This is a genomic window from Amycolatopsis sp. cg5 (assembly GCF_041346955.1).
GTDB lineage: Bacteria > Actinomycetota > Actinomycetes > Mycobacteriales > Pseudonocardiaceae > Amycolatopsis.
The window spans coordinates 7,136,974-7,160,527 of record NZ_CP166849.1 but is presented as its reverse complement, the minus strand read 5'-3'; the positions used below and the strand labels follow the sequence as shown (position 1 = coordinate 7,160,527).

24 protein-coding genes and 1 pseudogene are annotated in these 23,554 nt (G+C 68.9%); 15 read left to right on the top strand and 10 right to left on the bottom strand.

What is annotated here, in order from left to right:
• Nucleotide 1 precedes the first annotated feature (1 nt).
• The 5 genes from AB5J62_RS32095 to AB5J62_RS32075 all read right to left on the bottom strand — a co-directional run bounded on the left by AB5J62_RS32095 (nucleotide 2) and on the right by AB5J62_RS32075 (nucleotide 3,350).
• Nucleotides 2-547 (bottom strand): hypothetical protein, encoded by a 546-nt coding sequence (locus AB5J62_RS32095; protein ID WP_370943742.1) that lies wholly within the window; start codon nucleotides 545-547, stop codon nucleotides 2-4.
• 112 nt (nucleotides 548-659) lie between these two features.
• Nucleotides 660-1,337, bottom strand: coding sequence for a uracil-DNA glycosylase (locus AB5J62_RS32090; protein WP_370943741.1), 678 nt, complete (start codon nucleotides 1,335-1,337; stop codon nucleotides 660-662).
• 17 nt (nucleotides 1,338-1,354) lie between these two features.
• Nucleotides 1,355-1,879 carry a gamma carbonic anhydrase family protein gene (locus tag AB5J62_RS32085; protein ID WP_370943740.1) on the bottom strand — a complete coding sequence of 175 codons (525 nt, stop codon included), beginning with the start codon at nucleotides 1,877-1,879 and terminating at the stop codon, nucleotides 1,355-1,357.
• Nucleotides 1,857-2,342: a GNAT family N-acetyltransferase gene (locus AB5J62_RS32080; RefSeq protein WP_370943739.1), complete on the bottom strand. Its 486-nt coding sequence runs from the start codon at nucleotides 2,340-2,342 to the stop codon at nucleotides 1,857-1,859. Before AB5J62_RS32080 ends, AB5J62_RS32085 begins: the two co-directional genes overlap by 23 nt.
• Nucleotides 2,343-2,387: 45 nt before the next feature.
• Nucleotides 2,388-3,350 (bottom strand): thiamine-phosphate kinase, encoded by a 963-nt coding sequence (locus tag AB5J62_RS32075; protein WP_370943738.1) that lies wholly within the window; start codon nucleotides 3,348-3,350, stop codon nucleotides 2,388-2,390.
• 134 nt (nucleotides 3,351-3,484) lie between these two features.
• Here AB5J62_RS32075 and AB5J62_RS32070 point away from each other — a divergent pair, with 134 nt between their 5' ends.
• Nucleotides 3,485-3,718, top strand: coding sequence for an Lrp/AsnC family transcriptional regulator (locus AB5J62_RS32070; protein WP_091289195.1), 234 nt, complete (start codon nucleotides 3,485-3,487; stop codon nucleotides 3,716-3,718).
• Nucleotides 3,719-3,737: 19 nt separating this feature from the next.
• On the top strand, nucleotides 3,738-4,277 hold the full coding sequence (locus tag AB5J62_RS32065) for a DUF3515 domain-containing protein (RefSeq protein ID WP_370943737.1): 540 nt from the start codon (nucleotides 3,738-3,740) through the stop codon (nucleotides 4,275-4,277).
• A 63-nt stretch (nucleotides 4,278-4,340) separates the two neighbouring features.
• Here AB5J62_RS32065 and AB5J62_RS32060 read toward each other — a convergent pair whose 3' ends face one another.
• Nucleotides 4,341-4,721 (bottom strand): DUF6086 family protein, encoded by a 381-nt coding sequence (locus AB5J62_RS32060; protein WP_370943736.1) that lies wholly within the window; start codon nucleotides 4,719-4,721, stop codon nucleotides 4,341-4,343.
• A 77-nt stretch (nucleotides 4,722-4,798) separates the two neighbouring features.
• Nucleotides 4,799-4,990 carry a 50S ribosomal protein L28 gene (gene rpmB / locus AB5J62_RS32055; RefSeq protein ID WP_091289191.1) on the bottom strand — a complete coding sequence of 64 codons (192 nt, stop codon included), beginning with the start codon at nucleotides 4,988-4,990 and terminating at the stop codon, nucleotides 4,799-4,801.
• A 134-nt stretch (nucleotides 4,991-5,124) separates the two neighbouring features.
• On the opposite strand from rpmB, the gene AB5J62_RS32050 reads away from it, so the two are divergent.
• Together AB5J62_RS32050 and recG are read left to right on the top strand one after the other, a co-directional pair.
• Nucleotides 5,125-6,714, top strand: a complete 1,590-nt coding sequence (locus AB5J62_RS32050) for a DAK2 domain-containing protein (protein WP_370943735.1) — start codon at nucleotides 5,125-5,127, stop codon at nucleotides 6,712-6,714.
• A complete protein-coding gene (recG, locus tag AB5J62_RS32045) occupies nucleotides 6,715-8,868 on the top strand; it encodes an ATP-dependent DNA helicase RecG (RefSeq protein WP_370943734.1) in 2,154 nt (717 codons plus the stop codon).
• A 297-nt stretch (nucleotides 8,869-9,165) separates the two neighbouring features.
• Here recG and AB5J62_RS32040 read toward each other — a convergent pair whose 3' ends face one another.
• Nucleotides 9,166-9,777, bottom strand: coding sequence for a TetR/AcrR family transcriptional regulator (locus AB5J62_RS32040; RefSeq protein ID WP_370943733.1), 612 nt, complete (start codon nucleotides 9,775-9,777; stop codon nucleotides 9,166-9,168).
• A gap of 58 nt (nucleotides 9,778-9,835) precedes the next feature.
• On the opposite strand from AB5J62_RS32040, the gene AB5J62_RS32035 reads away from it, so the two are divergent.
• The 5 genes and pseudogenes from AB5J62_RS32035 to AB5J62_RS32015 all read left to right on the top strand — a co-directional run bounded on the left by AB5J62_RS32035 (nucleotide 9,836) and on the right by AB5J62_RS32015 (nucleotide 14,114).
• Complete coding sequence (locus AB5J62_RS32035) at nucleotides 9,836-10,876, top strand: erythromycin esterase family protein (RefSeq protein WP_370943732.1); 1,041 nt, start codon at nucleotides 9,836-9,838, stop codon at nucleotides 10,874-10,876.
• Between the two features lie 84 nt (nucleotides 10,877-10,960).
• Nucleotides 10,961-11,851 (top strand): sensor histidine kinase, encoded by an 891-nt coding sequence (locus tag AB5J62_RS32030; protein WP_370943731.1) that lies wholly within the window; start codon nucleotides 10,961-10,963, stop codon nucleotides 11,849-11,851.
• Nucleotides 11,848-12,440, top strand: a pseudogene (locus AB5J62_RS32025) (response regulator transcription factor). Before AB5J62_RS32030 ends, AB5J62_RS32025 begins: the two are co-directional and overlap by 4 nt.
• 63 nt (nucleotides 12,441-12,503) lie before the next feature.
• Nucleotides 12,504-13,139, top strand: coding sequence for a hypothetical protein (locus AB5J62_RS32020; protein WP_370943730.1), 636 nt, complete (start codon nucleotides 12,504-12,506; stop codon nucleotides 13,137-13,139).
• 9 nt (nucleotides 13,140-13,148) lie between these two features.
• Complete coding sequence (locus AB5J62_RS32015; protein ID WP_370943729.1) at nucleotides 13,149-14,114, top strand: S8 family peptidase; 966 nt, start codon at nucleotides 13,149-13,151, stop codon at nucleotides 14,112-14,114.
• Between the two features lie 5 nt (nucleotides 14,115-14,119).
• Here AB5J62_RS32015 and AB5J62_RS32010 read toward each other — a convergent pair whose 3' ends face one another.
• Nucleotides 14,120-14,323, bottom strand: a complete 204-nt coding sequence (locus AB5J62_RS32010) for a hypothetical protein (RefSeq protein ID WP_370943728.1) — start codon at nucleotides 14,321-14,323, stop codon at nucleotides 14,120-14,122.
• A 103-nt stretch (nucleotides 14,324-14,426) separates the two neighbouring features.
• Between AB5J62_RS32010 and AB5J62_RS32005 the strand changes: the two genes are divergently transcribed.
• The 6 genes from AB5J62_RS32005 to AB5J62_RS31980 all read left to right on the top strand — a co-directional run bounded on the left by AB5J62_RS32005 (nucleotide 14,427) and on the right by AB5J62_RS31980 (nucleotide 22,340).
• Nucleotides 14,427-15,296 (top strand): helix-turn-helix domain-containing protein, encoded by an 870-nt coding sequence (locus tag AB5J62_RS32005; RefSeq protein WP_370943727.1) that lies wholly within the window; start codon nucleotides 14,427-14,429, stop codon nucleotides 15,294-15,296.
• Nucleotides 15,293-15,469: a DUF397 domain-containing protein gene (locus tag AB5J62_RS32000; RefSeq protein WP_370943726.1), complete on the top strand. Its 177-nt coding sequence runs from the start codon at nucleotides 15,293-15,295 to the stop codon at nucleotides 15,467-15,469. The genes AB5J62_RS32005 and AB5J62_RS32000 overlap by 4 nt, the downstream gene beginning before the upstream one ends.
• A 72-nt stretch (nucleotides 15,470-15,541) precedes the next feature.
• Entirely contained in the window at nucleotides 15,542-16,465 is a 924-nt protein-coding gene (locus AB5J62_RS31995) for a hypothetical protein (protein WP_370943725.1), read from the top strand.
• Between the two features lie 102 nt (nucleotides 16,466-16,567).
• Nucleotides 16,568-19,945 (top strand): pyruvate carboxylase, encoded by a 3,378-nt coding sequence (locus AB5J62_RS31990; protein ID WP_370943724.1) that lies wholly within the window; start codon nucleotides 16,568-16,570, stop codon nucleotides 19,943-19,945.
• A gap of 4 nt (nucleotides 19,946-19,949) precedes the next feature.
• Nucleotides 19,950-20,702 (top strand): arginase family protein, encoded by a 753-nt coding sequence (locus AB5J62_RS31985; RefSeq protein ID WP_370943723.1) that lies wholly within the window; start codon nucleotides 19,950-19,952, stop codon nucleotides 20,700-20,702.
• A gap of 381 nt (nucleotides 20,703-21,083) precedes the next feature.
• Complete coding sequence (locus AB5J62_RS31980) at nucleotides 21,084-22,340, top strand: PucR family transcriptional regulator (RefSeq protein WP_370943722.1); 1,257 nt, start codon at nucleotides 21,084-21,086, stop codon at nucleotides 22,338-22,340.
• Here the strand turns inward: AB5J62_RS31980 and AB5J62_RS31975 are convergent.
• The gene (locus tag AB5J62_RS31975) at nucleotides 22,267-23,550 is read right to left on the bottom strand and encodes a DUF6801 domain-containing protein (RefSeq protein WP_370943721.1); all 1,284 of its coding nucleotides are present in this window, start codon (nucleotides 23,548-23,550) and stop codon (nucleotides 22,267-22,269) included. The two genes, AB5J62_RS31980 and AB5J62_RS31975, sit on opposite strands and share 74 nt — an antisense overlap.
• Nucleotides 23,551-23,554 lie beyond the last annotated feature (4 nt).

The following is a 23,554-nucleotide window of genomic DNA, read 5'->3' as shown; positions in this document are numbered from 1 at the left end:
CCTACATGTCGTAGATGAACCAGTCGCCGCCCTCGAACTTGAGGGTCTGGGTGCCGAGCTCGTTCTCCGCGAACTTCACGCTCGCCTTGACGGCCTTGGCCGGGATCTGAATCTGGGTCGCGCTGACCGTCTTCACCGCGGCTGTGTCGATCGTCGCGGTGCGCAGCGCTTCCTTCTGCTTCGCCGAGATCATGCCGAACATCATCGTCATGGTCGACTTGCACGGGCCGAAACCGTCTTTCTCGGCCTTCTTGGCGGCGGGCCCCGCGATCTCGCAGACGACGTCGAGGTCCTGGGCGCCGACGGCGTGCAGGTACTTCGTGTAGCGCGCGATCCCGCCCTCCTTGGACGAATCGGGCCCGTTGTCCTTGGTGGCCGGCGTCGGCGTCGGGGACTCCGAGCTCGACGGCGGGGCGGTCGGTGACACGGGCGAGCTGCTCGACGGTGACGGCGGCGCCGGAGCCGGGGCCGATTCCGTCTTGTCGTCACAGGCGGTGAGCGTCAGCGTCAAGAGCGCGGCGCCGATCCAGGCGAATTTCCTCTGCACGCCCGGATGCTAACCCGCTGTGTTCGGCCTCGCTGGCAAAACGTCAAAACCCACGTCCGGGGTCGTGAGTGGTATGGCCGGTTAGAACCGGCCATACCACTCACGAGCTTTTTTAGGGGAGCTTCCAGTCGACGGGGGCGGCGCCCTGTTGCTGGAGGAGTTCGTTGGCGCGGCTGAAGGGGCGGGAGCCGAAGAAGCCGTTGTGGGCCGAGAGGGGGCTCGGGTGGGCCGACTCGATGCAGGGGATCTCGCCCAGCATCGGGCGGAGGTTGCGGGCGTTGCGGCCCCAGAGGATGGCGACCATCGGCTCCGAGCGGGCGGCGAGTGCCTTGATGGCCTGGGCGGTGACGTCTTCCCAGCCCTTGCCCTGGTGGGCGTTGGACTTGCCGGGCTGGACCGTCAGTGCCCTGTTGAGCAGCAGGACGCCCTGCTCGGCCCAAGGCGTCAGGTCGCCGTTGGACGGGAGCGGGTGGCCGAGGTCCTCGGCGTACTCCTTGTAGATGTTGATCAGGCTCTTCGGGATCGGGCGCACTTCAGGCGCCACCGAAAAGCTGAGGCCGACCGCGTGGCCTGGGGTCGGGTACGGGTCCTGGCCGACGATCAGCACGCGGACGTCGTGGAACGGCTGCTGGAAGGCGCGCAGCACGTGCGGGCCCGCCGGTAGGTAGGTGCGGCCTGCGGCGATCTCCGCGCGGAGGAACTCCCCCATCGCGGCGATCTTGTCCGCCACCGGTTCGAGGGCTTCCGCCCAGCCTGCTTCGACGATCTCGTTCAACGGGCGCGCTGTCACGGCGAGCGAGCCTACTGCTACAGGTCCAAGCGCCTGAGTTCGGTACGGAAACGTTGGCCTCGCGCTACATAACTGTCGACGACCATGGCGATGTTGTCCGGCCCGAAGGACTTGTTCTCGCGGATCTTGGCCGGGACGCCGAGCGCGATGTGGCCACTCGGGACGTGACCGTTGTACGACACGACCGCGCCGGCGCCGACCATGCCGCCGTCCTCGACGACCGTGCCGTTGAGGACCACCGAGCCCGACGCGATCAAGCAGCCGGTGCCGATCGTGGCGCCTTCGATGTGCACCGCATGACCGACCGCGGACGACGGGCCGAGCAGGGTCGGCTGGGCGCGCGTGCAATGGATCACGCAGCCGTCCTGGACGTTGGAGCGCTCGCCGATCTCGATGTGGCCGTGGTCGCCGCGCAGCACGGTTTGCGGCCACACCGAGGCGAACGCGCCGATGCGGACGTCGCCGATGACCGTCGCGTCGGGATGGACGTACGCGTCGGGGTGGATCTTCGGTTCGAGGTCACCGAGTGCGTAGATCGCCATTGAGCTCCTTCGCGAAACAGATGCTTTCCGGGGTGTGGCGGTAGATCCCGAACTTGGGAATCTCGGTATATCCCGAAGATCGGTACAACGCGATCGCCTCCGGCTGCAACGTGCCCGTCTCCAGGACCGCTCGGGTGCGGCAGGCGGCGAACGCCGTGCGCTCCAGCTCGGCGAGCAGATCACGCGAGAAACCCTTGCCACGGAAGGAAGGCGTGACGAACATGCGCTTCAGCTCGGCGTCGCCGGGGCGCAGTCCTTCGGCGGTGGCGGCCCGCCACGACCCGCACGCGATCGGCTCCCCGTCGCGGTAGCCCACGAGGAACAAACCGTTGGGCAGCACGAAGTCGGCCGAGTCGACCGGGGTGGCGTCCGGGCCGCCGTACCGCTCGACGTACTCCTGCTGCACCCCGGCGATCAACCGCACCGCGTCCGGGTGGGCGTAGTCGACCGTGTGGATGTCCATGACCAGCACACTAGGCGACGGGTACGACACTTTTCAGCGCACTTTTCAGCGCCAGTGTTCCCAGCCGGGCGGCGCCTCGTAGGGCTTGCCGTCGACGGTCACGCCGGTGCCCGGCATGGTCACCGCGCCGATGCGCCGCCAGCCTTCCGGCAGCGGCGGGCCCGGCGCGAAGGTGGCCGCCAGCGCGTGGTCCTCGCCACCGGTCAGCACCCAGGTCACCGGGTCCGCGCCCAGCGCCGAGCCGACTTCGACGAGCCGGGTGGCGATCTCCAGGCGTTCGGTCTGGACGTCGATGCCGACCTCGGACGCGGCCGCGATGTGCGCCAGGTCGGCGAGCAGGCCGTCGGAGATGTCGATCATCGAGGTCGCGCCTGCTTCGGCGGCCTGCGGGCCCGCGTCGTAGGGCGGTTCCGGGCAGCGCTGGGCGTTGACGACGCCGACCGGTGAGCGGAAACCCCGGCCCAGCACGGCGAGACCGGCCGCCGCCCAGCCGAGCCTGCCGCGCACGGCCAGCACGTCGCCGGGGCGCGCGCCGGAGCGGGTGATCATCGCCCGGCCGCCCAGGTCGCCGAGCGCCGTGACACTGATCACCACCTGGTCGGCGCGGACCATGTCGCCGCCCACCACGCCGACGCCGACCGCGGACGCCTCGGCCCACATGCCGTCCATGAGCTCGGTGATCACCTCCGCCGGGGTGTCCGGCGGGCAGGCGAGGCCGACGAGCACCGCGGTGGGCGTCGCGCCCATCGCGGCGATGTCGGCGAGGTTGACCGCGACCGCCTTGCGCCCGACGTGGCCGGGGCTGGACCAGTCGAAGCGGAAGTGCACGCCCTGGACCAGCACGTCCGTGCTCGCGACCACCCTGCCGTCCGGCGCGGCGACCACGGCTGCGTCGTCACCGGGGCCGAGCAGGGTCGGCGCGGGCTGCTTGCGCCCTTTCGTCACGGCGCGGATCAGGCCGAACTCGCCCGTCTCACCCACCGTCACCTGAGGATTTCGTGGTGACACCTGTCACCTCCGTTCGTTCTTGAACAACGAATGCTGATCACCGATAGTCGGATGCCCTATGTTTCTTGTACGTTGCTGGCGACACCCACAACGTTCCTACCTTGAGCCGATCGATCCAGACGAAGGGGCGCGCCGTGGTTCACGCATACATCCTCATCCAGACCGAGGTCGGCAAGGCGGCGGCCGTGGCCGCGGAGATCTCCGGCATCCCTGGTGTGACGAGCTCCGAGGATGTCACCGGGCCGTACGACGTGATCGTCCGCGCCGCCGCGGACAGCGTCGACCAGCTGGGTCAGCTCGTCGTCGCGAAGGTGCAGAACGTGGACGGGATCACCCGGACGCTGACCTGCCCCGTGGTGCACCTGTAACGCATGCTGTAGTTAGCGGGTGGCTGAAACGGACAACGGCGCGCCGCCGCGCGTACTTCTGGTCGTCGCGGCGGTGCTGGCCGTGCTTTTCGCTGGTGGCGTCGCCTACTTCGGGCTGAAGGGCAGCACTTCGGCCGAGCCGGAGGGCGACACCGGGCCGCTCCCGCTGGTTTCGGTGCCCGCGCCCCAGGCGGGCTCTGCGGACTGCGCCAAGCTCGTCGGCGGACTGCCCGCCGACCTGACATCCAATGGCAAGACTTTGTCCCGCCGCGAGCTGGCCGAGCCCGCGCCCGCCGCGACCGTCGCCTGGGGCAGGGAAGCCGTCGTACTGCGCTGCGGGCTTGAGAAGCCTTCCGAGCTGACGCAGACCGCGCAGCTGCGCACGATCAACGGCGTCCAGTGGCTGCCGGTCGAAGCCGATGGCGTCTCGACCTGGTATCTCGTGGACCGCTCGGTGTACGTCGCGCTCACGATTCCGCAGTCGGCGGGCACCGGACCGCTGCAGAGCATCTCCGACGCCGTCGTCGCGAACCTCCAACCCCAGCCGTTGCGGTTTTGACGTTTCGCCAGCGAGGCCGCTGGGGTCGTGAGTGTTTAGACCGGTTAGAACCGGCCGTACCACTCACGACCCCTGACCTGGTCGTTCAATGCCGAGCGCCCCGGCGGTCAGTGCCGGAGGTGCCGATTCGGGCTTCAGCGACGGCAAGGTTCCTCCGCACTCCAGTACCAGCGGAACCGCGGTCGCGAGGAAGCCCCCGAGCATCGACCGCAGCGTTCCAGGCCCCCGCCATTGGTAGTCCTCGACCAGGGCGTCGACAAAGCGCTCGAAGACCCACATGTGGATTTCCCACTCGTCGGAGTCCGCGAGGCGATACGCCCTGGTGATCCCGGTGTTGCGCTTGATCAGTCCTGAGAGCGCTTCGGCGTACTGTACGAACAGCAGTCCGGTCCCATTCGACACATTCCAGACGACGTGGTCGCCGACGTAGAAGTCTTGGCTCACTCCTATGCCCCCTCTTGAGCACGACAAAAGGCCCGGGGACTCAGAGAGTCTCCCGGGCCGCTGTCCGAACCCCTAGCTCAGCCGCGCGTGACCTTGCCGGCCTTGATGCACGAGGTGCACACGTTCATGCGCTTGCGCTGGGACAGGCCGATCTTCGCGTGAACGGTCTGGATGTTCGGGTTCCAGCGGCGGTTGGTACGCCGGTGGGAGTGCGAAACCGACTTACCGAAGCCAGGTCCCTTGGCACAGACGTCGCACACGGCAGCCACGTCGAACTCCTTTGAATATGGGAAGACAAATCACGGCCCAGGTCGACTGGGCAACTCGACCATAGTAACCAGTGGGTTCCCCGCAGATGCCAAGGGGGTCGATACCCTGCCCAAGACCAGTAGGAGGTTACAGCGTGCGAGTGCTGGACGCGGGTGCGGTTTCGGCTTGGGCCTCGGCCTGTGTGCACACCCTTGACCAGCTGCGACCGGCGATCAACGGCATCAACGTGTACCCGGTCGCCGACTCCGACACCGGCTCCAACCTGCTGCACACGATGACCGGCGCCAACGAGGAGCTGTCCGGCGCGGACCCGCGGGACGCGATCGAGGCGCTCAGACTGTTCGCGAAGGGCGCCGTCGCGGCGGCACGCGGCAACTCCGGGATCATCATTTCCCAGGTCATCCGCGGTTTCGCCGAGTCGGCCACGGCGACGGGCGCCATCGACGGACCCGGGCTGGCCGCCGCGCTCGTGCACGCCGACATCGTCGCCACCGGGGCCGTGACCAGGCCGGTCGCCGGCACGATCCTCAGCGTCCTGCACGCGGTCGCGGCCGCGGTCAAGGACGACACCCGCTCGCTCACCGACGTGGCCACGCGCGCCGCGGCGGCCGCGTCGGCGGCGCTCGACGAGACCCCCAACCAGCTGCCCGTGCTGGCCAAGGCCGGCGTGGTCGACGCGGGCGGGCGTGGGCTGGTCGCGGTGCTCGACGCGCTGGTCGGTGTGATCACCGGCACCAACAGCGTGCCGACGCACTCGCTCGAAGCCCACACGCACGACCACGGCCTGCCGGCTCCGCACGCCTGGGAGGTCATGTACCTGCTCGACGGCGTCGCGGAGAGCGCGCTGCCCGGGTTGCGCAAGGCGCTGACCGGGCTCGGCGACAGCGTCACGGTCGCCGCCGACGGGTCCGGCTCCCACGCCGTCCACGTGCACTGCGCCGACATCGGCGGCGCGATCGAGGCTGGCATCGAAGCGGGCCGCCCGCGCCGGATCCGCGTCGAGCCGCTCATCACGCCGACGCCGCTCGAACCGGGCAGCGGCGTGGACCGCACGGTGGTCGCGGTCGTGCACGGCTGGGCGATCGCCGAGCTGCTGCGAGCCGAGGGAATCGCGGTTTTGTCGGTGCCGAGCGGCACTATTCCGAGTGTGGAGGAAATGCTCGGGCTCATCAACGAGGCGGCGGGGCGGCACGTGACCGTGCTGCCCGGGGGCGTCGCGCTCACCGGCGCGGCCGACGCGGCGGCGGGCCACGCCATGGCGGGGGAGCGGGACGTGGTGGTCATCCCGTGTTCGTCGCCGGTGCAGGTGCTGGCCGCGCTGGCGGTGCACGACCCCTCGCGCCGCACGAACGACGACGTCGTGGCCATGGCCGAGGCCGCGGCCGCGACCAGGCGCGGCGAGCTCGTGATCGCCCACGAGGAGTCGCTGACCTGGGTCGGCCGCGCCCAGGAAGGCGACGTCATCGGCTTCGTCGACGGTGAGGTGGTGCTCATCGAGCCCGCCCCCGCCTCGGAGACGAACCTCGTGGCCGCCGCGATGAGCGTGCTCAACCGGATGCTCGCGGCGGGCGGCGAGATGGTCACCGTGCTGTTCGGGGTCGACGCGCCGACCGGGGTCGACGCCGAACTCGCCGAGCAGCTGCGGCTGGAACACCCCGAAGTCGAGATGACAAGCTATTCGAGCGGCTTGGCTGACGCCGTGCTGTTGATTGGAGTCGAGTAAGTGGCCGGGCTGCGCGACAAGCTGACACCGTTGCTGGGCGCCAAAACCGCGAAGGCGCTCGGTGGGTCGCTGGACATCCACACGGTCTCCGACCTGTTGCGGCACTACCCCCGCGACTACGCCGAGCGCGGCAAGCTGACCGACATCGCCGGGCTCGAACTCGGCGAGCACGTCACGGTCATGGCCCGCATCGAGCGCGTCAACAAGCGGACGATGAAGGCCAAGTACGGCACGATCATCGAGATGACGATCACCGACGGCCGTCGCAGGCTGTCGTGCGCGTTCTTCAACCAGGCCTGGCGCGAGAAGGAGCTCAAGCTCGGCGCGATGGGCCTGTTCGCGGGCAAGGTCACCGCGTTCCGCGACCAGCTCCAGCTGACCAATCCCGAGTACGAACTGCTCGACGACGAAGCCGACGCGTCCACAATGGACGAGTTCCTCGGCGAGATCATCCCGGTTTACCCTGCCGCGCAAGGCATCCCGACCTGGGTGATCGGCAAATGCGTCCGCCAGATCCTCGACCAGTTCGAGCTGGACGAAGACCCGATGCCCCCGGAACTGCTCGCCGAATACGGCTTGGTCGACCTCGAAAAGGCATTGCGGCACATCCACCGCCCCCCGAACTGGCCCGACCGCGAGGCGGCGCGTCGCCGTCTCAAGTGGGACGAGGCGATGGCCGTCCAGCTGATCTTCGCCCAGCGCCGCCATTCCGCTATCTCCCGCCCGGCGTTGCCGTGCCCGCACGTCGAAGGTGGCCTGCTCGACGGGTTCGACAAGCGCCTCCCGTTCGACCTCACGGCTGGCCAGCGTGAGATCGGCGACGTCATCGCGGCCGAGCTGACCACGGACCACCCGATGAACCGCCTGCTCCAAGGCGAGGTCGGCAGCGGCAAGACCGTCGTGGCACTGCGCGCGATGCTGCAGGCCGTCGACTCCGGCCGCCAAGCCGCCATGCTCGCCCCCACCGAGGTGCTCGCCTCGCAGCACGCCCGTTCCCTGCGCGAGATGCTCGGCGACATCGGCATGGCAGGCGAACTCGGCGCGGCCGAAAACGCCACCCGCGTCACCCTCCTCACCGGCTCGATGGGCGCCAAGGAACGCAAACAGGCCCTCCTCGACGCCGCCAGCGGCGCGGCGGGCATCGTCGTCGGCACCCACGCCCTCATCCAGGACACGGTTTCCTTCGCCGAGCTCGGTTTCGTCGTCGTCGACGAGCAGCACCGCTTCGGCGTCGAGCAACGCGACGCACTCCGGTCCCGCGGCGCCGACTCCACCAACCCCCACGTCCTCGTCATGACGGCCACCCCGATCCCGCGCACGGTCGCCATGACCGTCTACGGCGACCTCGAAACCTCGGCACTACGCGAAATGCCGGTCGGCCGTTCCCCGATCAAGACCAACGTCGTCCCGGTCGCCGAGAAGCCGGCCTGGCTCGACCGCGTCTGGCAGCGCGTGTCCGAAGAGGTAGGCAAGGGCCACCAGGCCTACGTGGTCTGCCCCCGCATCGGCGACGAACCCGCCTCCGACAAGAGCGACAAACGGCCTCCGCTGGCGGTGCTTGACATCGCACCCGACCTCGCCAACGGCGCGCTCAAGGGCCTGAAGATCGGCGTATTGCACGGCCGTATGCCCGCCGACGACAAAGACCAGGTCATGCGTGAGTTCTCGGCGGGCAGGCTCGACGTGCTGGTGGCCACCACGGTCATCGAGGTCGGCGTCAACGTCCCCAACGCCACCGCCATGGTCATCATGGACGCCGAGCGTTTCGGCGTCAGCCAGCTCCACCAGCTCCGCGGCCGCGTCGGCCGAGGCAGCGTCCCCGGCCTCTGCCTGCTGGTCACCGAAACCCTCGACGGCACAACGACCCGCGAGCGCCTCAACGCCGTCGAGTCCACCACCGACGGCTTCGAGCTGTCCCGCCTCGACCTCGAGATCCGCCGCGAGGGCGACATCCTCGGTGCCGCCCAGTCCGGCAAGCGCTCCGGCCTGAAGCTGCTCTCGCTCCTGCAGGACGAAGACGTGATCGCCGAGGCACGGGAACGCGCCCAGGCCATCGTGTCCGAGGACCCCGCACTGGCCAAGTACACGGGACTGGCCCACATGGTCAGCGACGTCGTCAACGCCGACCGCGCCGAGTACCTCGAAAAAACCTGACCCGGCAAAGGGTCGTGAGTGTTTAGACCGGTTAGAACCGGCCGTACCACTCACGACCCCCAGCCCCACCAGTCAGGCAAGTTGACTTTGCAGCGAACGGCAGTCCAGGCTCCGCGCTTCGCGGGGCCAGGCCGGGATAAAGCCCGCTAAACACCGAGCCATCACCCCGCATGACAGGCGAATCCGAGACCGCGGGCCTGACGGAGTTGGTTTTGGGACACCTGGCGGCTCAAAAGCAACTCCGTCAAGGTGATGCGGCAATGGTTCCCTCGCGCGACTGGCCACGCACGACCCGTTTCACGAACCCGGAACGTAAGCCCCCGCGCTCGTCGCGATCGCCACCGAACGCGCGATCCCCTCGGAAACCGACTGATCCACCAGCTCCCGCGAGATGAAGAGCCGATAGAACAACGGCCCGCAAGCCGCCCGGACCACCTCGACGGCGTCGGTCCCCGCCGGAGCCTCCTCGCGCGCGACGGCGCGGTCGATGATCACGGCCGACCGGGCGTGGCGGTCCCGGTAGAAGTCCCGCAAGGCATCGGCCGCGCGCTCCGAGAGGAACGCCGCCGAAACGGACGCGGTGGGCAACGCCAGCAACGCGGGGTCGGTGAAGTAGCGCACCAGCTCTTCGAGCAACGCGGCCAAGTCGCCGCGGAGCGAGCCGGTGTCGGGGGCTTGCCAGTCGTCTTCGCTGCCGAGGCCGAGTGCGGCGGCGACGAGGCCTTCGGCCGAGCCCCAGCGGCGGTAGATCGTGGTCTTGTGGATGCCGGAGCGCTCGGCGACCGCGTCGACGGTGAGTGCCGCGTAGCCGTGGGCGCCCAGTTCGGCGAGGGTGGCGTGGAGTACCGCTTGGCGGGTGCGTTCGGTGCGGCCGCCGGGGCGGGTGGTGCCGGGAATCTCGGTTGCCAATTGCTACTCCTGTTGCGTTAGTGTGCCCAGTATGCACGACAGTGAGCTTGATGGCGTCATGGATCTCATCGGAGATGCCCGGATCGTCGCTATCGGGGAGAACAACCATCACATCCACGAGTTCGGGGTCATCCGGGACCGGCTGCTGCGGCGGCTGAAGGCGAAGGGGTTCAGCGCACTGGGGTTCGAGTCGGGGTTCGCCGAAGGGGAGAAGGTGGACGCGTGGCTGCGGGGTGGCGCCGGTGACGTCGCCGAGGTCGGGCGCGACGGGTTCACCTTCGGGCTGGGCGACTCGCCTGAGATGCACGAGATGCTGGAGTGGCTGCGCACCCAGGACATCCGCTACTCCGGTCTCGACGTTCCAGGGTCCGGGGGATCTCCGCTCAACGCCCTCGCGGCCATCGACTCGCCACTGGCCGAGCAAGCGATCGAAGCGACGGCTCCGTACTCGGCGCCCAACAGCGCGCTCGTGCCTTACGACAAGCTCAGCGAGGCAGCGACCGCGGCGCTTACCAAGCTGCGAGACAGTCTCGACGATCCGCGCGAGATCCATCTGGCGACAGGTGCGCTTCGGCTGGATACCTATCTCAAGGAGATCGCGGCCATGATGGCCGGGAAGCCGATCGCAGGCGCGTCGCGTGACGAGTACATGGCCGAGTCCGTGCGGTATCTCGACCGGGGGCAGAAGATCGTCGTCATGATCCACAATGGACACCTGCAGCGGGTTCCGTTCCAGATCATGCCGGGTCATCGTGTTCCGTCGGCGGGCACCTTCTTGGCGGACTGGTATGGCGACGACTACTTCGCGCTCGCGCTGACCGGGGCTTCCGGCACGACGACCGGGCTGGCGAACGACGAGTCCGCCCGGCTGGGGTTCCGGATGTACGAACAGGAGCTCGGGGAGCCTGTCGAGGGCAGCCTCGAGGCGGAACTCGGCGCCGTGGACACCGTGACCGACCTCAAAACGAGCACGGCGACCAAGATCCGGCATGCGCACCTGTGGTCGGAAGTCGAGGTCTCGCGGGCGTTCGACGCGGCGATCCACCTCGAAAAACTGCGGGTTTCCACACTCGTTACTGAGGTTAACCGCAGTGTTTGAGCCTTCCTCCCGCCATAATCTCGAAGAGTGCAAGGAAGGAGTGAACAGGCCTACAGCTTGGTCTTCGCGGTGACTTTGGGCTGTATGGCGACCTACTACGCGCTCGGGCTTCCCGGAGGGCCTGAGCCGATACCGTTCCTGCTCACGCTGTACTTCGCGGCGGCCGCGGGACTCAGGCGGGTCGCGTTCGGCGGCGCGTGCGCCTGTGTCGTGCTGACGCAGGGCGTCGTGGTGCTGCTCGGCGAGCGGATCGTGTGGTCCGAGGTGGCTGCCGTGGCCGGTGCGCTGGCCGTGGTCGTCCTTCTGGGCGAGTTGACCAGGGTGCGGCGCGCCCAGGTGCGGGAGAAGGCCGCTTATACGGAGCGGGCGAGGATCGCGCGGGAGTTGCATGACTCGGTCACGCATCACCTGGCGATCATCAGCGTGCAGGCCAATGCGGCGTTGCTCGGCCGCGACATCCGGCCGGAGGTCGCGTTGACGGCTATCAAGGAGGCAAGCAGGACCGCGTCGCGAGAGCTGCGCGAAGCGCTGGGAGCGCTGCGAGATCCCGAGTGCGCGCCCAGGATCGGCGCGCTGGTGGCGAACGTGCGGGCGGCTGGAGTGGACGTCCGGCTGAACGACGGCGTGCCAGAGGCCGGAGTGCCGGAGGTCGATGTGCCGGAGGTCGGCTCGGTGGGATACCGGATCGTGCAGGAGGCGCTGACCAACGCCATCCGGCACGCGCCCGGTGCCGCGGTGGACGTCCGCGTCGAGCGCGGGGAACACGACAAGGTGGTGATCGCCGTCGACAGCGGGCATGGCCTGCGCGGGATGCGGGAGCGTGCCGAGGCCGCGGGCGGGACCTGTGTCGCTGGGCCGAGCGGTGACGGGTTCGCGGTGCGAGCGGAGTTGCCGTCGTCCGAGTTGCCGTCGTCGGCGTTGCGGTCGCCGGAGTCGTGGTCGTCGGGCTTGCGGTCGTCGGAGTCGCCGTCGTGATCAGGGTGCTGCTCGCGGACGACCAGGCGCTGGTGCGTGCCGGGCTGCGCACGATGCTGGGTGAGCCGGACATCGAGGTCGTCGCGGAGGCGGCCGATGGCCGGGAGGCTGTCCGGCTCGCGCGGGAACATCGCCCGGATGTCGTATTGGCCGACGTGCAGATGCCCCGGATGGACGGTATCGAGGCCGCGAGCGTGATCATGGCCGAACTGCCCGACGTCAAGGTGCTGATACTGACCACGTACGACCGCGACGAGTACTGGTGCGCGGGGGCAGGGCGGTCGCCCAGGGTGACGGGATGCTGGCGCCCGGGATCACACGGCGGCTCATCGCCGAGTTCGCCGTGCGGCCCGCCGCGCTCGCGCCGCCGCTGCCGCTGGACCGGTTGACGGAGCGAGAACGGGAGGTGCTGAGCCTGGTCGTGGCCGGTCTGGCGAACGACGAGATCGCCGCGCGGCTGGTGATCAGCCTCGCCACGGCGAAGACGCACGTGTCCAGGATCCTGTCCAAAATGGACACGAGGGACCGGGCGCAGCTGGTCGTCCGGGCCTACGAGTCGGGGCTCGTGCGGCCGGGGGCTGCAACTTAGTCGCAGGCGAAGACGCGACTCGGGCTGACGAGATCGGTGCCCGTTTCGCGCAGGCTTACCGGTATGAACAGCGAAAAGTTCCTCTGCCGGTTGCAGGGCGGCTGCCTGATCATCGGGCCACTGCTCTTCGCCGCGTCCACGTTCTTCTGGCGTCCCAACGGCACCTACAGCGCCGCGACCGGGACTTTGCTTGTGCTGGCGCTGGTCTTCTGGACCTACGGGCTGATCGGTGTGCTCGACACGCTGCGACGGCAGCAGCCGGTGTACGCGAGTGTCGTGCAGCTCGTGCTCGTCTACGGCGCCATCGGCGGTGCCGCGTTCGGGGTGCGCGGCTTCTACGACGAGCTGTTTTCCTTTTCCCGTGAACAATCAGTGCAGGCCTTGACCACGTTCGGGGTCAGAGCCGACCTGGTCTTCTATTGGCCGGGTCCGCTCTTTCCGTTGAGCCTGCTGGCGATCGGCATCGGCTTGGCGCGGGCACGCGTCGCTCCTTTGTGGACGTCCATTATGGTCTGCGCGGTCGGTGTGCTGTTCCCGCTTTCGCGGGTGCCGAGGGTGTCGTGGGCCGCGCATCTCGTCGACGGGCTCATCGTCGTGGCCTTCGCTTACCTCGGCTACCTGCGGTTTCACATGAAACCAAGCAGAAAAACCCGATCAGGGGACGCCCTTCCGGTTGCCGTGCGTGACCGTCGCGAGTAGACGCATGACATGAGCATTCGACCCTCGCGTGGCCTGTTCGCCGTGGCGTTGACGGTGGCGATGACCCTCGCCGCCGTCGCGCCCGCCCAAGCCGATGTCAAAGAGCAGGCGAATCCACCCGCCTGGGGGCTTGACCGCATCGATCAGGCTAAAGGCGTCGACTCTGCGTACCACTACGAAACGCGGGCCGAGGACGTCACCGTTTACATCATCGACAGCGGTGTCGACAGTACGAACGCCGACTTCGGCGGCCGGGTCGAGCCCGGCAAGGACTTCCTGAAGAAGGACGGTACCGACACCGCCGACGGCAACGGTCATGGCACCCAGCTGGCGGGCGTCGTCGGCGGGCGGTCGTACGGCGTGGCCAAGGGGGCCGCGATCGTGCCGGTGCGGGTGATCGGGGCCGACGGCACCGGTCTGACCGAGAACCTGCTGGCCGGTATCGACTGGACGGCCAAGAACGCGAAGCAGCCCGCGGTCGCGTTGCTGGGCATCGCGGGTGTCCCGAACGACGCGCTGGACGCGGCCGTGAAGCGGCTGGCCGAAGTCATGCCGGTCGTCGTCCCGGCCGGTGGCGACTCCGCCGACGTCGCCGGCCTCTCGCCGGCGCGGGTGCCCGAGGTGCTGACCGTCGGCTCCAGCGACAAGCAGGACCGGGTGTCCACGACCTCCGATTTCGGGCCAGGGCTTGACCTCTACGCGCCGGGCGTCGACATCGCCGCGCCGCGCAAGGGTGGTCAGGCGGCCGGTTCGATCACCGGCACGTCGATCGCCGCGGCGCATGTCGCGGGCGCGGCCGCGCTGTACCGCTCGCTCAACCCGGAGAAGAAGCCCGCCGAGGTCGTGCAGGCACTGGTCGACAACGCCACGAAGAACGCGCTCACGGGTGTCCCGGAAGGCACCGCGAACCGCCTGCTCTACACGCTGACCCCGGTCGCCGCGCCGGACCCCGGCCCGGAACCGGTTGTGCCGTAAGCGCCTTAGGCCTTGTCGCGCTGGGCGCGGAGCGCGCCGAGCGCCTTCGTGCTCTGCTCGACGAGGTGCGCGAGGCCCGCTTCCGACGCGAAGACGATGAACCCGGAGCGCCCGCCGACCTGGATTTCGACTTCCTCCGGGGCGACGTGGTAGCTGATTTCGCATTCGCCCGATATCTGGACCCAGGCGGACACCACTACCTCGTTCATCGCGAGCCTCCGGGGAAGGGACACTAGTGTTGCATCGACACTGTGTCCTTCTATAGTAGGGACACCTGTGTCCGGCGGATGCGTCCAACTGGGTGGTGCCCGAATGGCTGTTGGTGTCCAGACGATCCCCCGTGTCCTGCTCGGCGAAGCGCTCAAGCAACTGCGCGCCGAAGCCCAGGTAACCCTTGACGCGGCGGCGAAAGTGATCGGCAAGGACCGGCCGAGGCTCATCAAGGTCCTCGACGGCAAAGCGACACTGTCGACGGAGGAACTCGCCGCGCTCGTCGACTGCTTCGGCGCACAGGACCCCATGCGCGCGGAAATACTGGAGCTGGGCATCCAGGCGCGCAAGCGGGCCAGCGGCAGCCCGTACATGGACCTGGCACCCGACTCCTACCGCAGGCTCGCGTGGCTCGAAGCGATCTCGAAGGACATCTGGAACTACCAGAAGGGGATCTTCCCCTCGATGATCCAGTCGCCCGACTACCTGGACGCGGTCATGCGCACCGGGGAAGGGATCTGGTGGGAGCAGTCGGGCACCGCGCGCGCCGATCTCGTCGCGTTCCGGCTGGAACGCCAGCGCCGCGTGCTCGAGGCCGACGAGCCGAAGCGGATGGACATGATGTTCACCGACGACACGCTTTCGGCCATGGTCGGCAGCCCGGCGATCATGCGCGGTCAGCTGGAGCACGTGCTGGCGATGATCGACCGGCATCCGACGCTCACGGTCCGCATGGTTCCCAATGCGGCGAGCGGGAATCCGGCGCAATCGGGCGGTCTCATCATGCTCAGATTCGGCGCTGTGCTGCGGCCGGTAGGGTTCCTGCCAGTCTCCTACGGCCCGTCTGTCTACTTTGATGAGACAGAGGACACCGAGCGGATCATGCGGGCGTTCAACAAGCTGCGTGAACTCGCCCTCTCGCCGTCGGAGACCAAGGCTGTGCTGGAAAAGAGGCTTAGGGAGTGTAGTTGAAGTCGGACGCGGGCTGGCGCAAGAGCAGCTACAGCGGCTCTGGGAGTGACGACTGCGTCGAGGTCCGTCTGACGGCGGACGTGATCGGCGTGCGTGACACCAAGGACCGCGCGTCGGGCGCCCTCATGGTGAGCTCGGCGGCCTGGGAAGCCTTCCTTCGCCACATCCTGTGACCTGGGTCACGGCAACCTTCTCGGGAAATCGCGCGTGTACGGGGAGACCTGCGCGACCTTGGGGAGGATCACGTGCACACGCCGCACCAGGACAATCCGTTCGCTCCGCCTGCCAGGCTGAACTACGACCAGCTTCGCGGCATCGGGGTGGAACCTCCGTCCGCTGATGCGGTCGACCACGCCGAAGTGGCCAAAAGCAGGTGGGTCATGCTGTCGGTGGTGCTCGCCGTGTTGATGGTGGCCGTGCTGCTCATGTGGCTCGCGATGGACTCGGACGGCGGCAAGGACCGGGCGCGGACGGCGCTGGCGGGGATGACCAACGTCTCCGTGCAGGACGTGGTCGAGCAGGCGCGGTCCGCCGGGGTGACCGATCTCGTCTACCGCCACGGCGGCGTCGCCGACGAGAGCAACGGCGCGGGCTACATCGTCGACAAGGTCGTGCTCGACGGCGACGGGGCGGTGCTGCACGTCCACAGCGGACAGATCAGGCCCACCCATCCGTACCTGTGGCCGTCGGTCTACCGGCAGCCCGAGGTGCATGTCAACGAGGGCGTCGGGCAGGTCTACACCTCGTGGCCCGCGAAGCCGGGGTTCGTCACCTTCGACTGCGCGCGCTGCGAAGGCGAGACGACCGTGACCACGTCGCGGGGCGATGTCCTCTTCCAGGTGACCGGGGCGTACAAGGGCACTCGCTGGATCAACATGGACGACGACGCCCCGGTCGACTACTACCAGGTGCGGGCGACCTCGGCGTGGACGCTGACCGTGGCCGACTTCGACCGGCTGCCCACCTTCGCGCAGGGTTCGCGGGATCCGGCGGGCACCGGCGACACGGTGCTGCGCTACAACGGGCACAAGGACTCCTTCAAGATGACCGGCGTCAGCGGGATCGAGTCCGCGAACGTCACGGGCACCCGGGTGGAAAAGGGCAGGCTCAACGGCCCGTCGCTCGTCCAGGTGAGCGCTTCGGGAGCGTGGAGCATCACCCCGTACTGATGATGAGATGATGTCCATCACCTGGTACTGAACTCCCGGAGAGCGGGACCGACCGGGTAACGTGCGCCTCCTACCGATCCGATGAGATGGGAAGGACCGGGCATGTTCCGCAAGGTGCTGGTCGCCAACCGCGGCGAGATCGCCATCCGTGCGTTCCGCGCATCCTTTGAGCTGGGCGCGGGCACGGTGGCTGTGTTCCCGCACGAGGACCGCAACTCGTTGCACAGGCTGAAAGCCGACGAGGCCTATGAGATCGGCGAGCCGGGGCATCCGGTCCGCGCGTACCTCTCGGTCGAGGAGATCGTCCAGGCGGCCAAGAAGGCGGGGGCGGACGCGATCTACCCCGGCTACGGCTTCCTGTCCGAGAACCCCGATCTCGCGCTGGCGTGCGAGGAAGCGGGCATCACGTTCGTCGGGCCGAGCGCCGAAATCCTGGAACTCACGGGTAACAAGGCGCGCGCGGTCAAGGCGGCGCGTGAGGCCGGGGTGCCGGTGCTCGGCTCGTCCGAGCCTTCGTCCGATGTGGACGCACTGGTCGCGGCGGCCGAGAAGCTCGGCTTCCCGGTGTTCGTCAAGGCGGTCGCCGGTGGCGGCGGGCGCGGTATGCGCCGGGTCGAGGACCCGAAGGTGCTGCGCGAGTCCATCGAGGCGGCCGCGCGCGAGGCCGAGTCGGCGTTCGGCGACCCGACGGTGTTCATCGAGAAGGCCGTCGTCGAGCCGCGCCACATCGAGGTGCAGATCCTCGCCGACGGCGCGGGCAACGTCATCCACCTCTTCGAGCGTGACTGCTCGGTCCAGCGGCGGCACCAGAAGGTCGTCGAGCTGGCGCCCGCGCCGAACCTCGACCCCGGGCTGCGCGACCGGATCTGCGCGGACGCGGTCAAGTTCGCCCGCCAGATCGGCTACCGCAACGCCGGCACCGTCGAGTTCCTGCTCGACCGCGACGGCAACCACGTGTTCATCGAGATGAACCCGCGGATCCAGGTCGAGCACACGGTCACCGAAGAGGTCACCGACGTCGACCTCGTCCAGTCGCAGCTGCGCATCGCCTCCGGCCAGACGCTCGACGACCTCGGGCTGTCCCAGGACAAGGTGTATCTGCGCGGCGCCGCGCTGCAGTGCCGCATCACCACGGAAGATCCCGCCAACGGTTTCCGTCCCGACACCGGCATGATCAGCGCGTACCGCTCACCGGGCGGCTCTGGCATCCGGCTCGACGGCGGCACCGCGTTCGCGGGCACGGAGATCTCCGCGCACTTCGACTCGCTGCTCGTGAAGCTGACCTGCCGCGGCCGTGACTTCACCACGGCCGTCGGCCGCGCGCGCCGCGCGGTCGCCGAGTTCCGGATCCGCGGTGTGGCCACGAACATCCCGTTCCTGCAGGCCGTGCTCGACGACCCGGACTTCCGCGAAGGCCGCGTCACGACCTCGTTCATCGAGGAGCGCCCGCACCTGCTGACCGCGCGGCACTCCGCCGACCGCGGCACCAGGCTGCTGACCTACCTCGCCGACAAGACGGTCAACAAGCCGCACGGCGAGCGGCCGCGCACGATCGAGCCGCACGTCAAACTGCCCAAGTTCGACAAGAACGCCGAACCGCCCGCCGGGTCGAAGCAGAAGCTCGACGCGCTCGGGCCGGAGGGTTTCGCGCGCTGGCTGCGTGAATCGCCGACCATCGGCGTCACCGACACGACCTTCCGCGACGCGCACCAGTCGCTGCTGGCCACCCGGGTGCGCACCAAGGACCTGCTGGCCGTCGCGCCGGTCGTCGCGCGCACGGTGCCGCAGCTGCTCTCGCTCGAATGCTGGGGCGGCGCGACCTACGACGTCGCGCTGCGGTTCCTCGCCGAGGACCCGTGGGAGCGGCTCGCGAAGCTGCGCGAGGCGGTGCCGAACATTGCGCTGCAGATGCTGCTGCGCGGGCGGAACACGGTCGGCTACACGCCTTATCCGACCGAGGTGACCAATGCCTTCGTCGAGGAGGCCACCGCGACCGGCATCGACATCTTCCGCATCTTCGACGCGCTCAACGACGTCGAGCAGATGCGCCCGGCGATCGAAGCGGTACGCGAGACGGGCTCGGCCGTGGCCGAGGTCGCGCTCTGCTACACCTCGGATTTGTCGGACCCGGCTGAGAAGCTGTACACACTCGACTACTACCTCAAGCTGGCCGAGCAGATCGTCGGCGCGGGCGCACACGTGCTGGCGATCAAGGACATGGCCGGACTGCTGCGCGCGCCCGCCGCGGCGCGCCTGGTTTCCGCGCTGCGCAAGGAATTCGACCTGCCGGTGCACATCCACACGCACGACACCGCGGGCGGCCAGCTGGCCACGTACCTCGCCGCCATCGGGGCGGGCGCGGACGCGGTCGACGGCGCCGTGGCGTCGATGGCGGGCACCACCTCGCAGCCGTCGCTGTCCGCGCTGGTCGCGGCCACCGACCACTCCGACCGGCCGACCGGGCTCGACCTGCAGGCCATCGGGGACCTGGAGCCGTACTGGGAGATCGTGCGGAAGATCTACAAGCCGTTCGAGGCGGGCCTCGCGTCGCCGACCGGGCGCGTGTACCACCACGAGATCCCCGGCGGGCAGCTGTCGAACCTGCGCACCCAGGCCATCGCGCTCGGCCTCGGTGACCGGTTCGAGGAGATCGAGGCGATGTACGCCGCCGCCGACCGGATCCTCGGCCACCTGGTCAAGGTCACGCCGTCGTCGAAGGTGGTCGGTGACCTGGCGCTGCACCTGGTCGGCGCCGGTGTCTCGCCAGCCGACTTCGAGGCGGAGCCGAACAAGTTCGACATCCCGGACTCGGTGATCGGCTTCCTGCGCGGCGAGCTCGGCGACCCGCCCGGCGGCTGGCCGGAGCCGTTCCGCACCAAGGCGCTGGAAGGCCGCGCCGCGGCCAAGCCGGTGGCCGAACTGTCCACTGAGGACCGTGACGCGCTGGCGTCGCAGCCGCGCAAGACGCTGAACCGGCTGCTGTTCCCCGGCCCGACGAAGGAGTTCGAGGCACACCGCGAGGCCTACGGCGACACGAGCGTGCTGCCGTCGAAGGACTTCTTCTACGGGCTGCGGCCGGGCGAGGAGTACCAGGTCGACCTCGAACAGGGTGTCCGGCTGCTCATCGAGCTGGAGGCCATCGGCGAGGCCGACGAGCGCGGCGTGCGCACGGTCATGTCGACGCTGAACGGCCAGCTGCGGCCGATCCAGATCCGGGACCGGGCGATCGCCTCGGACATCCCGGCCACGGAGAAGGCCGACAAGTCGAACCCGAAGCAGGTCGCGGCGCCGTTCGCCGGTGTCGTCACGCTGCAGGTGTCCGAGGGTGACCAGGTCGAGGCAGGCGCCACGGTCGCGACCATCGAGGCGATGAAGATGGAGGCCTCGATCACCGCGTCCGTCGGCGGCAAGGTCTCGCGCAAGGCGATCAACTCGGTTCAGCAGGTCGAAGGCGGGGATCTTCTGCTCGTGCTTGAGTAGAAGCATGCTCATCAACGCGGTGCCGCAGCGTCAGGGTGCGCTCAGCGCCCGCTCGGGAGAACTCCCGGGCGGGTGCCTGGCGCTGGCGGCGCTCGCCGGGCAGGTGCTCGGCGAGCCGGTGAACGAGGTGCCGCAGCAGCTCGGCGTCTCCTCGGTCATCGACGGCGTCGCGAACCGGGAAGTGTTGCTGGCCAACAGGACCGCGCAGCTCAACGCGCTGGAGGCCCCCGGTACGAAGGTGCTCACGATCGGCGGCGACTGCGGCGTCGAGCTGATCCCGATCGGCGTCGCGCGGTTCCGCCACGGCCCCGAGCTGGGCGTCGCCTGGTTCGACGCGCACGCCGACCTCAACACCGCCGAGTCGTCGCCGTCGGGTGCGTTCCACGGGATGGTCCTGCGGTCGCTGCTCGGCGAAGGCGACCCCGACTTCGCCGCGAGCCCGGCGCTGGACCCGGCCAGGGTGGTGCTCAAGGGCACGCGGGTGTTCGACGAGGCCGAGCGGGTCGCCGCCGCCAGGCTCGGCAGCCGCCTCGACGGCCCGCTCTACGTGCACGTCGATCTCGACGTGCTCGACCCGGCCGAGTTCGACGGGCTCAACTACCCCGAACCCGGCGGCTTCAAGATCACCCAGCTGGTCGACGAACTCCGCGCGCTGAGCGCGTACGAGGTGATCGGCGCCGGGATCACCGAATGTGTCGGCACCGATCCGCGGGTGCTCGAACCCGTCATCACCGCCATCGGCGAACTGCTGCGCTGACCCAGGTCGTGTTTCTCGGGTCTGGCACGCGATAGCCGCGCCCAGGTCGTCCCTGGCGGCACCGCGGCATCACCCGAGTACAACCCGGTACGAGGGCGATGCCGCGGCACCGCCAGGAACAACCTGGATCACGACTCTCACGCACCAGACCCGAGAAACACGACCTAGTTCCGCCATTTGTACGAAGTTGATGACGCAGTCGGTGGGTCAAGACTCATCACGACACAGCGGCACCCCGTGAAATTGTCACGAAGGTGATAAGAAACCGGTTTCTTCTGGGGTTTGTGACACGCTTGAGGCTAGTTTCGCGATGTGTCGGGTGTCACGACTCGACGGATTTTCGGGGGCGGGGCGAACTCTGGGCGGAGCAAAGGAGCTGCGATGACGCTGGAGCGCGGGCTGGACCCGGTTTCCCACCCTGCGGTGCTGCCACGCAAGCTCGCCGACCTGCTCAGGCCCGAGTTGTCCAGTCTCGCCAAGGAGATCACCGACGAGATCAGGGCGACCATCCCGGCGTACGCGCGCCCGCTCGACGGGCCGTACGGGAAATCCATCACGGCCGGTGTCGAATACGCGATCACGCTGTTCGTGGCGCAGATCGCCGACCCTTCCGCGTCCAAGGAACAGTCGCACGAGGTGCATCACCGGCTCGGCCAGAACGAAATGCGCGAGGGCCGCAGCCTCGACACCCTGCAGTCGGCCTACCGGGTGGGCGCGCGGGTCTCGTGGCGGCGGATCATGCGCGTCGGGCGCCGCGCCGGGCTGTCGTCGGCGGTGATGTCGCAGCTCGCCGACGCGATGCTGGCGTTCATGGACGAGCTGGCGTCCGTCGCGCTCGACGGCTACCTGGAGGCCAAGGCGTCCACCGCGGGCGCGCTCGACACCTGGCGGCGCAAGCTGCTGCAGCTGATCCTCGAGTTCCCGCCGGCCCCGCCGAAGGCCATCGCCGAGCTCGCGCAGCTCATCGGCTGGACCGTCCCCGACGAGGTCACCCCGGTCGCGGTGCACGCCGACACGGGCAGACCGAGGCGGCACGCGCCGCTCGACGCCGACGTGCTCGCCGAGCTTGACGGCATGGAACCCCGGCTGGTCATCCCCGGCCACGTGGGCGGGGCCAGGCTCACCACCCTGCAGGCCGCCATGCCCGACTGCCGCCTCGCCATCGGGCCCACCGTGAAGCTGGACGTCGTCTCGGACTCGCTGCGCTGGGCTCGCCGCGCGCTCGTGCTCGCCGAGCGCGGCCTCATTCCCGGCAGGCGCGTGGTGTGGGCCGAGGAGCACTTGCCCGCGCTGCTGCTGCATTCCGACACCAACCTCGTGGCCCGGCTGGGCGACCGGCTGTTCGAGCCGCTGGGCACGATGACCGACAAGCAGCGCGAACGCCTGCTGGAGACGTTGCGCGCGTGGCTCGACGCGCAGGGCAGCGTGCCCGACATCGCCGAGGCGCTCGCCGTGCACCCGCAGACCGTGCGCTACCGCATGCGGCAGCTCCAGGCCGTCTTCGGTGACCGGCTGAACGACTCGGACGTCCGGTTCGAGCTGGAGATCGTGCTGCGGGCGGCGGCTACTCGGGCTTGGGGAACAGCAACGCCACCGTCACCTCGGCTTGGTTCATCGGGCCCGATGACATGCCGGTGAAGATCGGGCTCAGCGGCTCGGCCGCGCCGCAGCCCGCGAAGCTCGGGATGGTGAACCCGCGCAGCGCCGGGTCGGGGGAGTTGGGGTCCGTCTTGAGCACGCCGCCGCTGAACGCGTCGTACGGGCCGTAGAGGTCGATCGCGATCGGCGTCGACGACATGCACTTGGTGCCGACGTCGAGCGGGGCGCCGTTGACCTTGACGTTGCTCAGGCGCGCGTAGACCTCGATGTGCGAGCGGCCGTAGGTCAGCCCGTCCGGCTCGGCCGTGACGACCGCCTTCACCGGGACCAGGTTGTTGACCTGGTAGTCCACCGGCAGGAACTCGGCGGTCGCGTTGACCGGCATGAACCCGAAGCCGAGGAAGGCGACCTGCACCGGCGGGAGCACGGCCTCGCCCTCGGAGATCAGCGGGGCGGCCGGGTCGACCGCGTCGAGCAGCACGTGCCCGGCGATCACCACGGACGGGCCGATCGGGGCCTTCGCGCCGAGCTTCACGATGGTCGACGTGCCGTTGACGGTCAGCGGGTCGAGCGTGACGACGATGACGTTCGGGTCGGGCTCGTCGGCTTTCGCCTGGGGCGACTGGGTTTCCTCGTCTTCGTCCGGTGTGGTGGCCGGGGTGTCCTCTTCGGACTTCGGCGGGATCACCGCGACGCTGCCGAGCGTGGCGTCCTGGTCGGCGTCGAGCGTGCACTTCGCGCGGACCTTGGTGTCCTTGCTGTTCAACGCGAGTTCGGGTGCGCCGAAGGAGAGGGTGAGCCTGCCGCTCGTGGTCATCGCCAGCGCGTCGAGTTTGCCGGTGGCGGTCAGCGCGAGTTCTTCGGAGGTGACCGGGGTCGCCGCGATGTCGAGCACGACCGGGAGCTTGGTTTCCTTGGCCCGTGCGCTCTTTCGCTTGCCGGTCAGGTCGAGCGAGGCGCCGCCCTCGACCGAGGTGGCCTCCGGGGGCAGCACGTCGCGCGGCAGCGTGAACTTCAGCGCGAAGTTCTCGATCGGCACCGGCTGTCCCTTGGGGACGGCCGTCGGGAGCGTCGCGGTGACCTCGAAGGCGACCGGGCGGGGCACTTCGCCGAAGAGGCAGGTGTGCTTGAGCGATTTGGTGATGGTCTGCGGTGCGGGCTCGGCGGCCGAGCCGGTGGAACTCACCGCCCCGATCAGGCAGGCCGTGGCCAGCGCGACGACGACCTTCGACCTGATCGGGTGCGGCATGTGA

Bases quoted from the DNA above. Each gene is read 5' to 3' on its own strand.
- AB5J62_RS32085 (WP_370943740.1), bottom strand. From the start codon at position 1,879: ATGGCGATCTACGCACTCGGTGACCTCGAACCGAAGATCCACCCCGAC.
- AB5J62_RS32080 (WP_370943739.1), bottom strand. From the start codon at position 2,342: ATGGACATCCACACGGTCGACTACGCCCACCCGGACGCGGTGCGGTTG.
- AB5J62_RS32035 (WP_370943732.1), top strand. From the start codon at position 9,836: ATGGATCTCATCGGAGATGCCCGGATCGTCGCTATCGGGGAGAACAAC.
- AB5J62_RS32030 (WP_370943731.1), top strand. From the start codon at position 10,961: ATGGCGACCTACTACGCGCTCGGGCTTCCCGGAGGGCCTGAGCCGATA.
- AB5J62_RS32020 (WP_370943730.1), top strand. From the start codon at position 12,504: ATGAACAGCGAAAAGTTCCTCTGCCGGTTGCAGGGCGGCTGCCTGATC.
- AB5J62_RS32015 (WP_370943729.1), top strand. From the start codon at position 13,149: ATGAGCATTCGACCCTCGCGTGGCCTGTTCGCCGTGGCGTTGACGGTG.
- AB5J62_RS32010 (WP_370943728.1), bottom strand. From the start codon at position 14,323: ATGAACGAGGTAGTGGTGTCCGCCTGGGTCCAGATATCGGGCGAATGC.
- AB5J62_RS32005 (WP_370943727.1), top strand. From the start codon at position 14,427: ATGGCTGTTGGTGTCCAGACGATCCCCCGTGTCCTGCTCGGCGAAGCG.
- AB5J62_RS31990 (WP_370943724.1), top strand. From the start codon at position 16,568: ATGTTCCGCAAGGTGCTGGTCGCCAACCGCGGCGAGATCGCCATCCGT.
- AB5J62_RS31985 (WP_370943723.1), top strand. From the start codon at position 19,950: ATGCTCATCAACGCGGTGCCGCAGCGTCAGGGTGCGCTCAGCGCCCGC.
- AB5J62_RS31980 (WP_370943722.1), top strand. From the start codon at position 21,084: ATGACGCTGGAGCGCGGGCTGGACCCGGTTTCCCACCCTGCGGTGCTG.
- AB5J62_RS31975 (WP_370943721.1), bottom strand. From the start codon at position 23,550: ATGCCGCACCCGATCAGGTCGAAGGTCGTCGTCGCGCTGGCCACGGCC.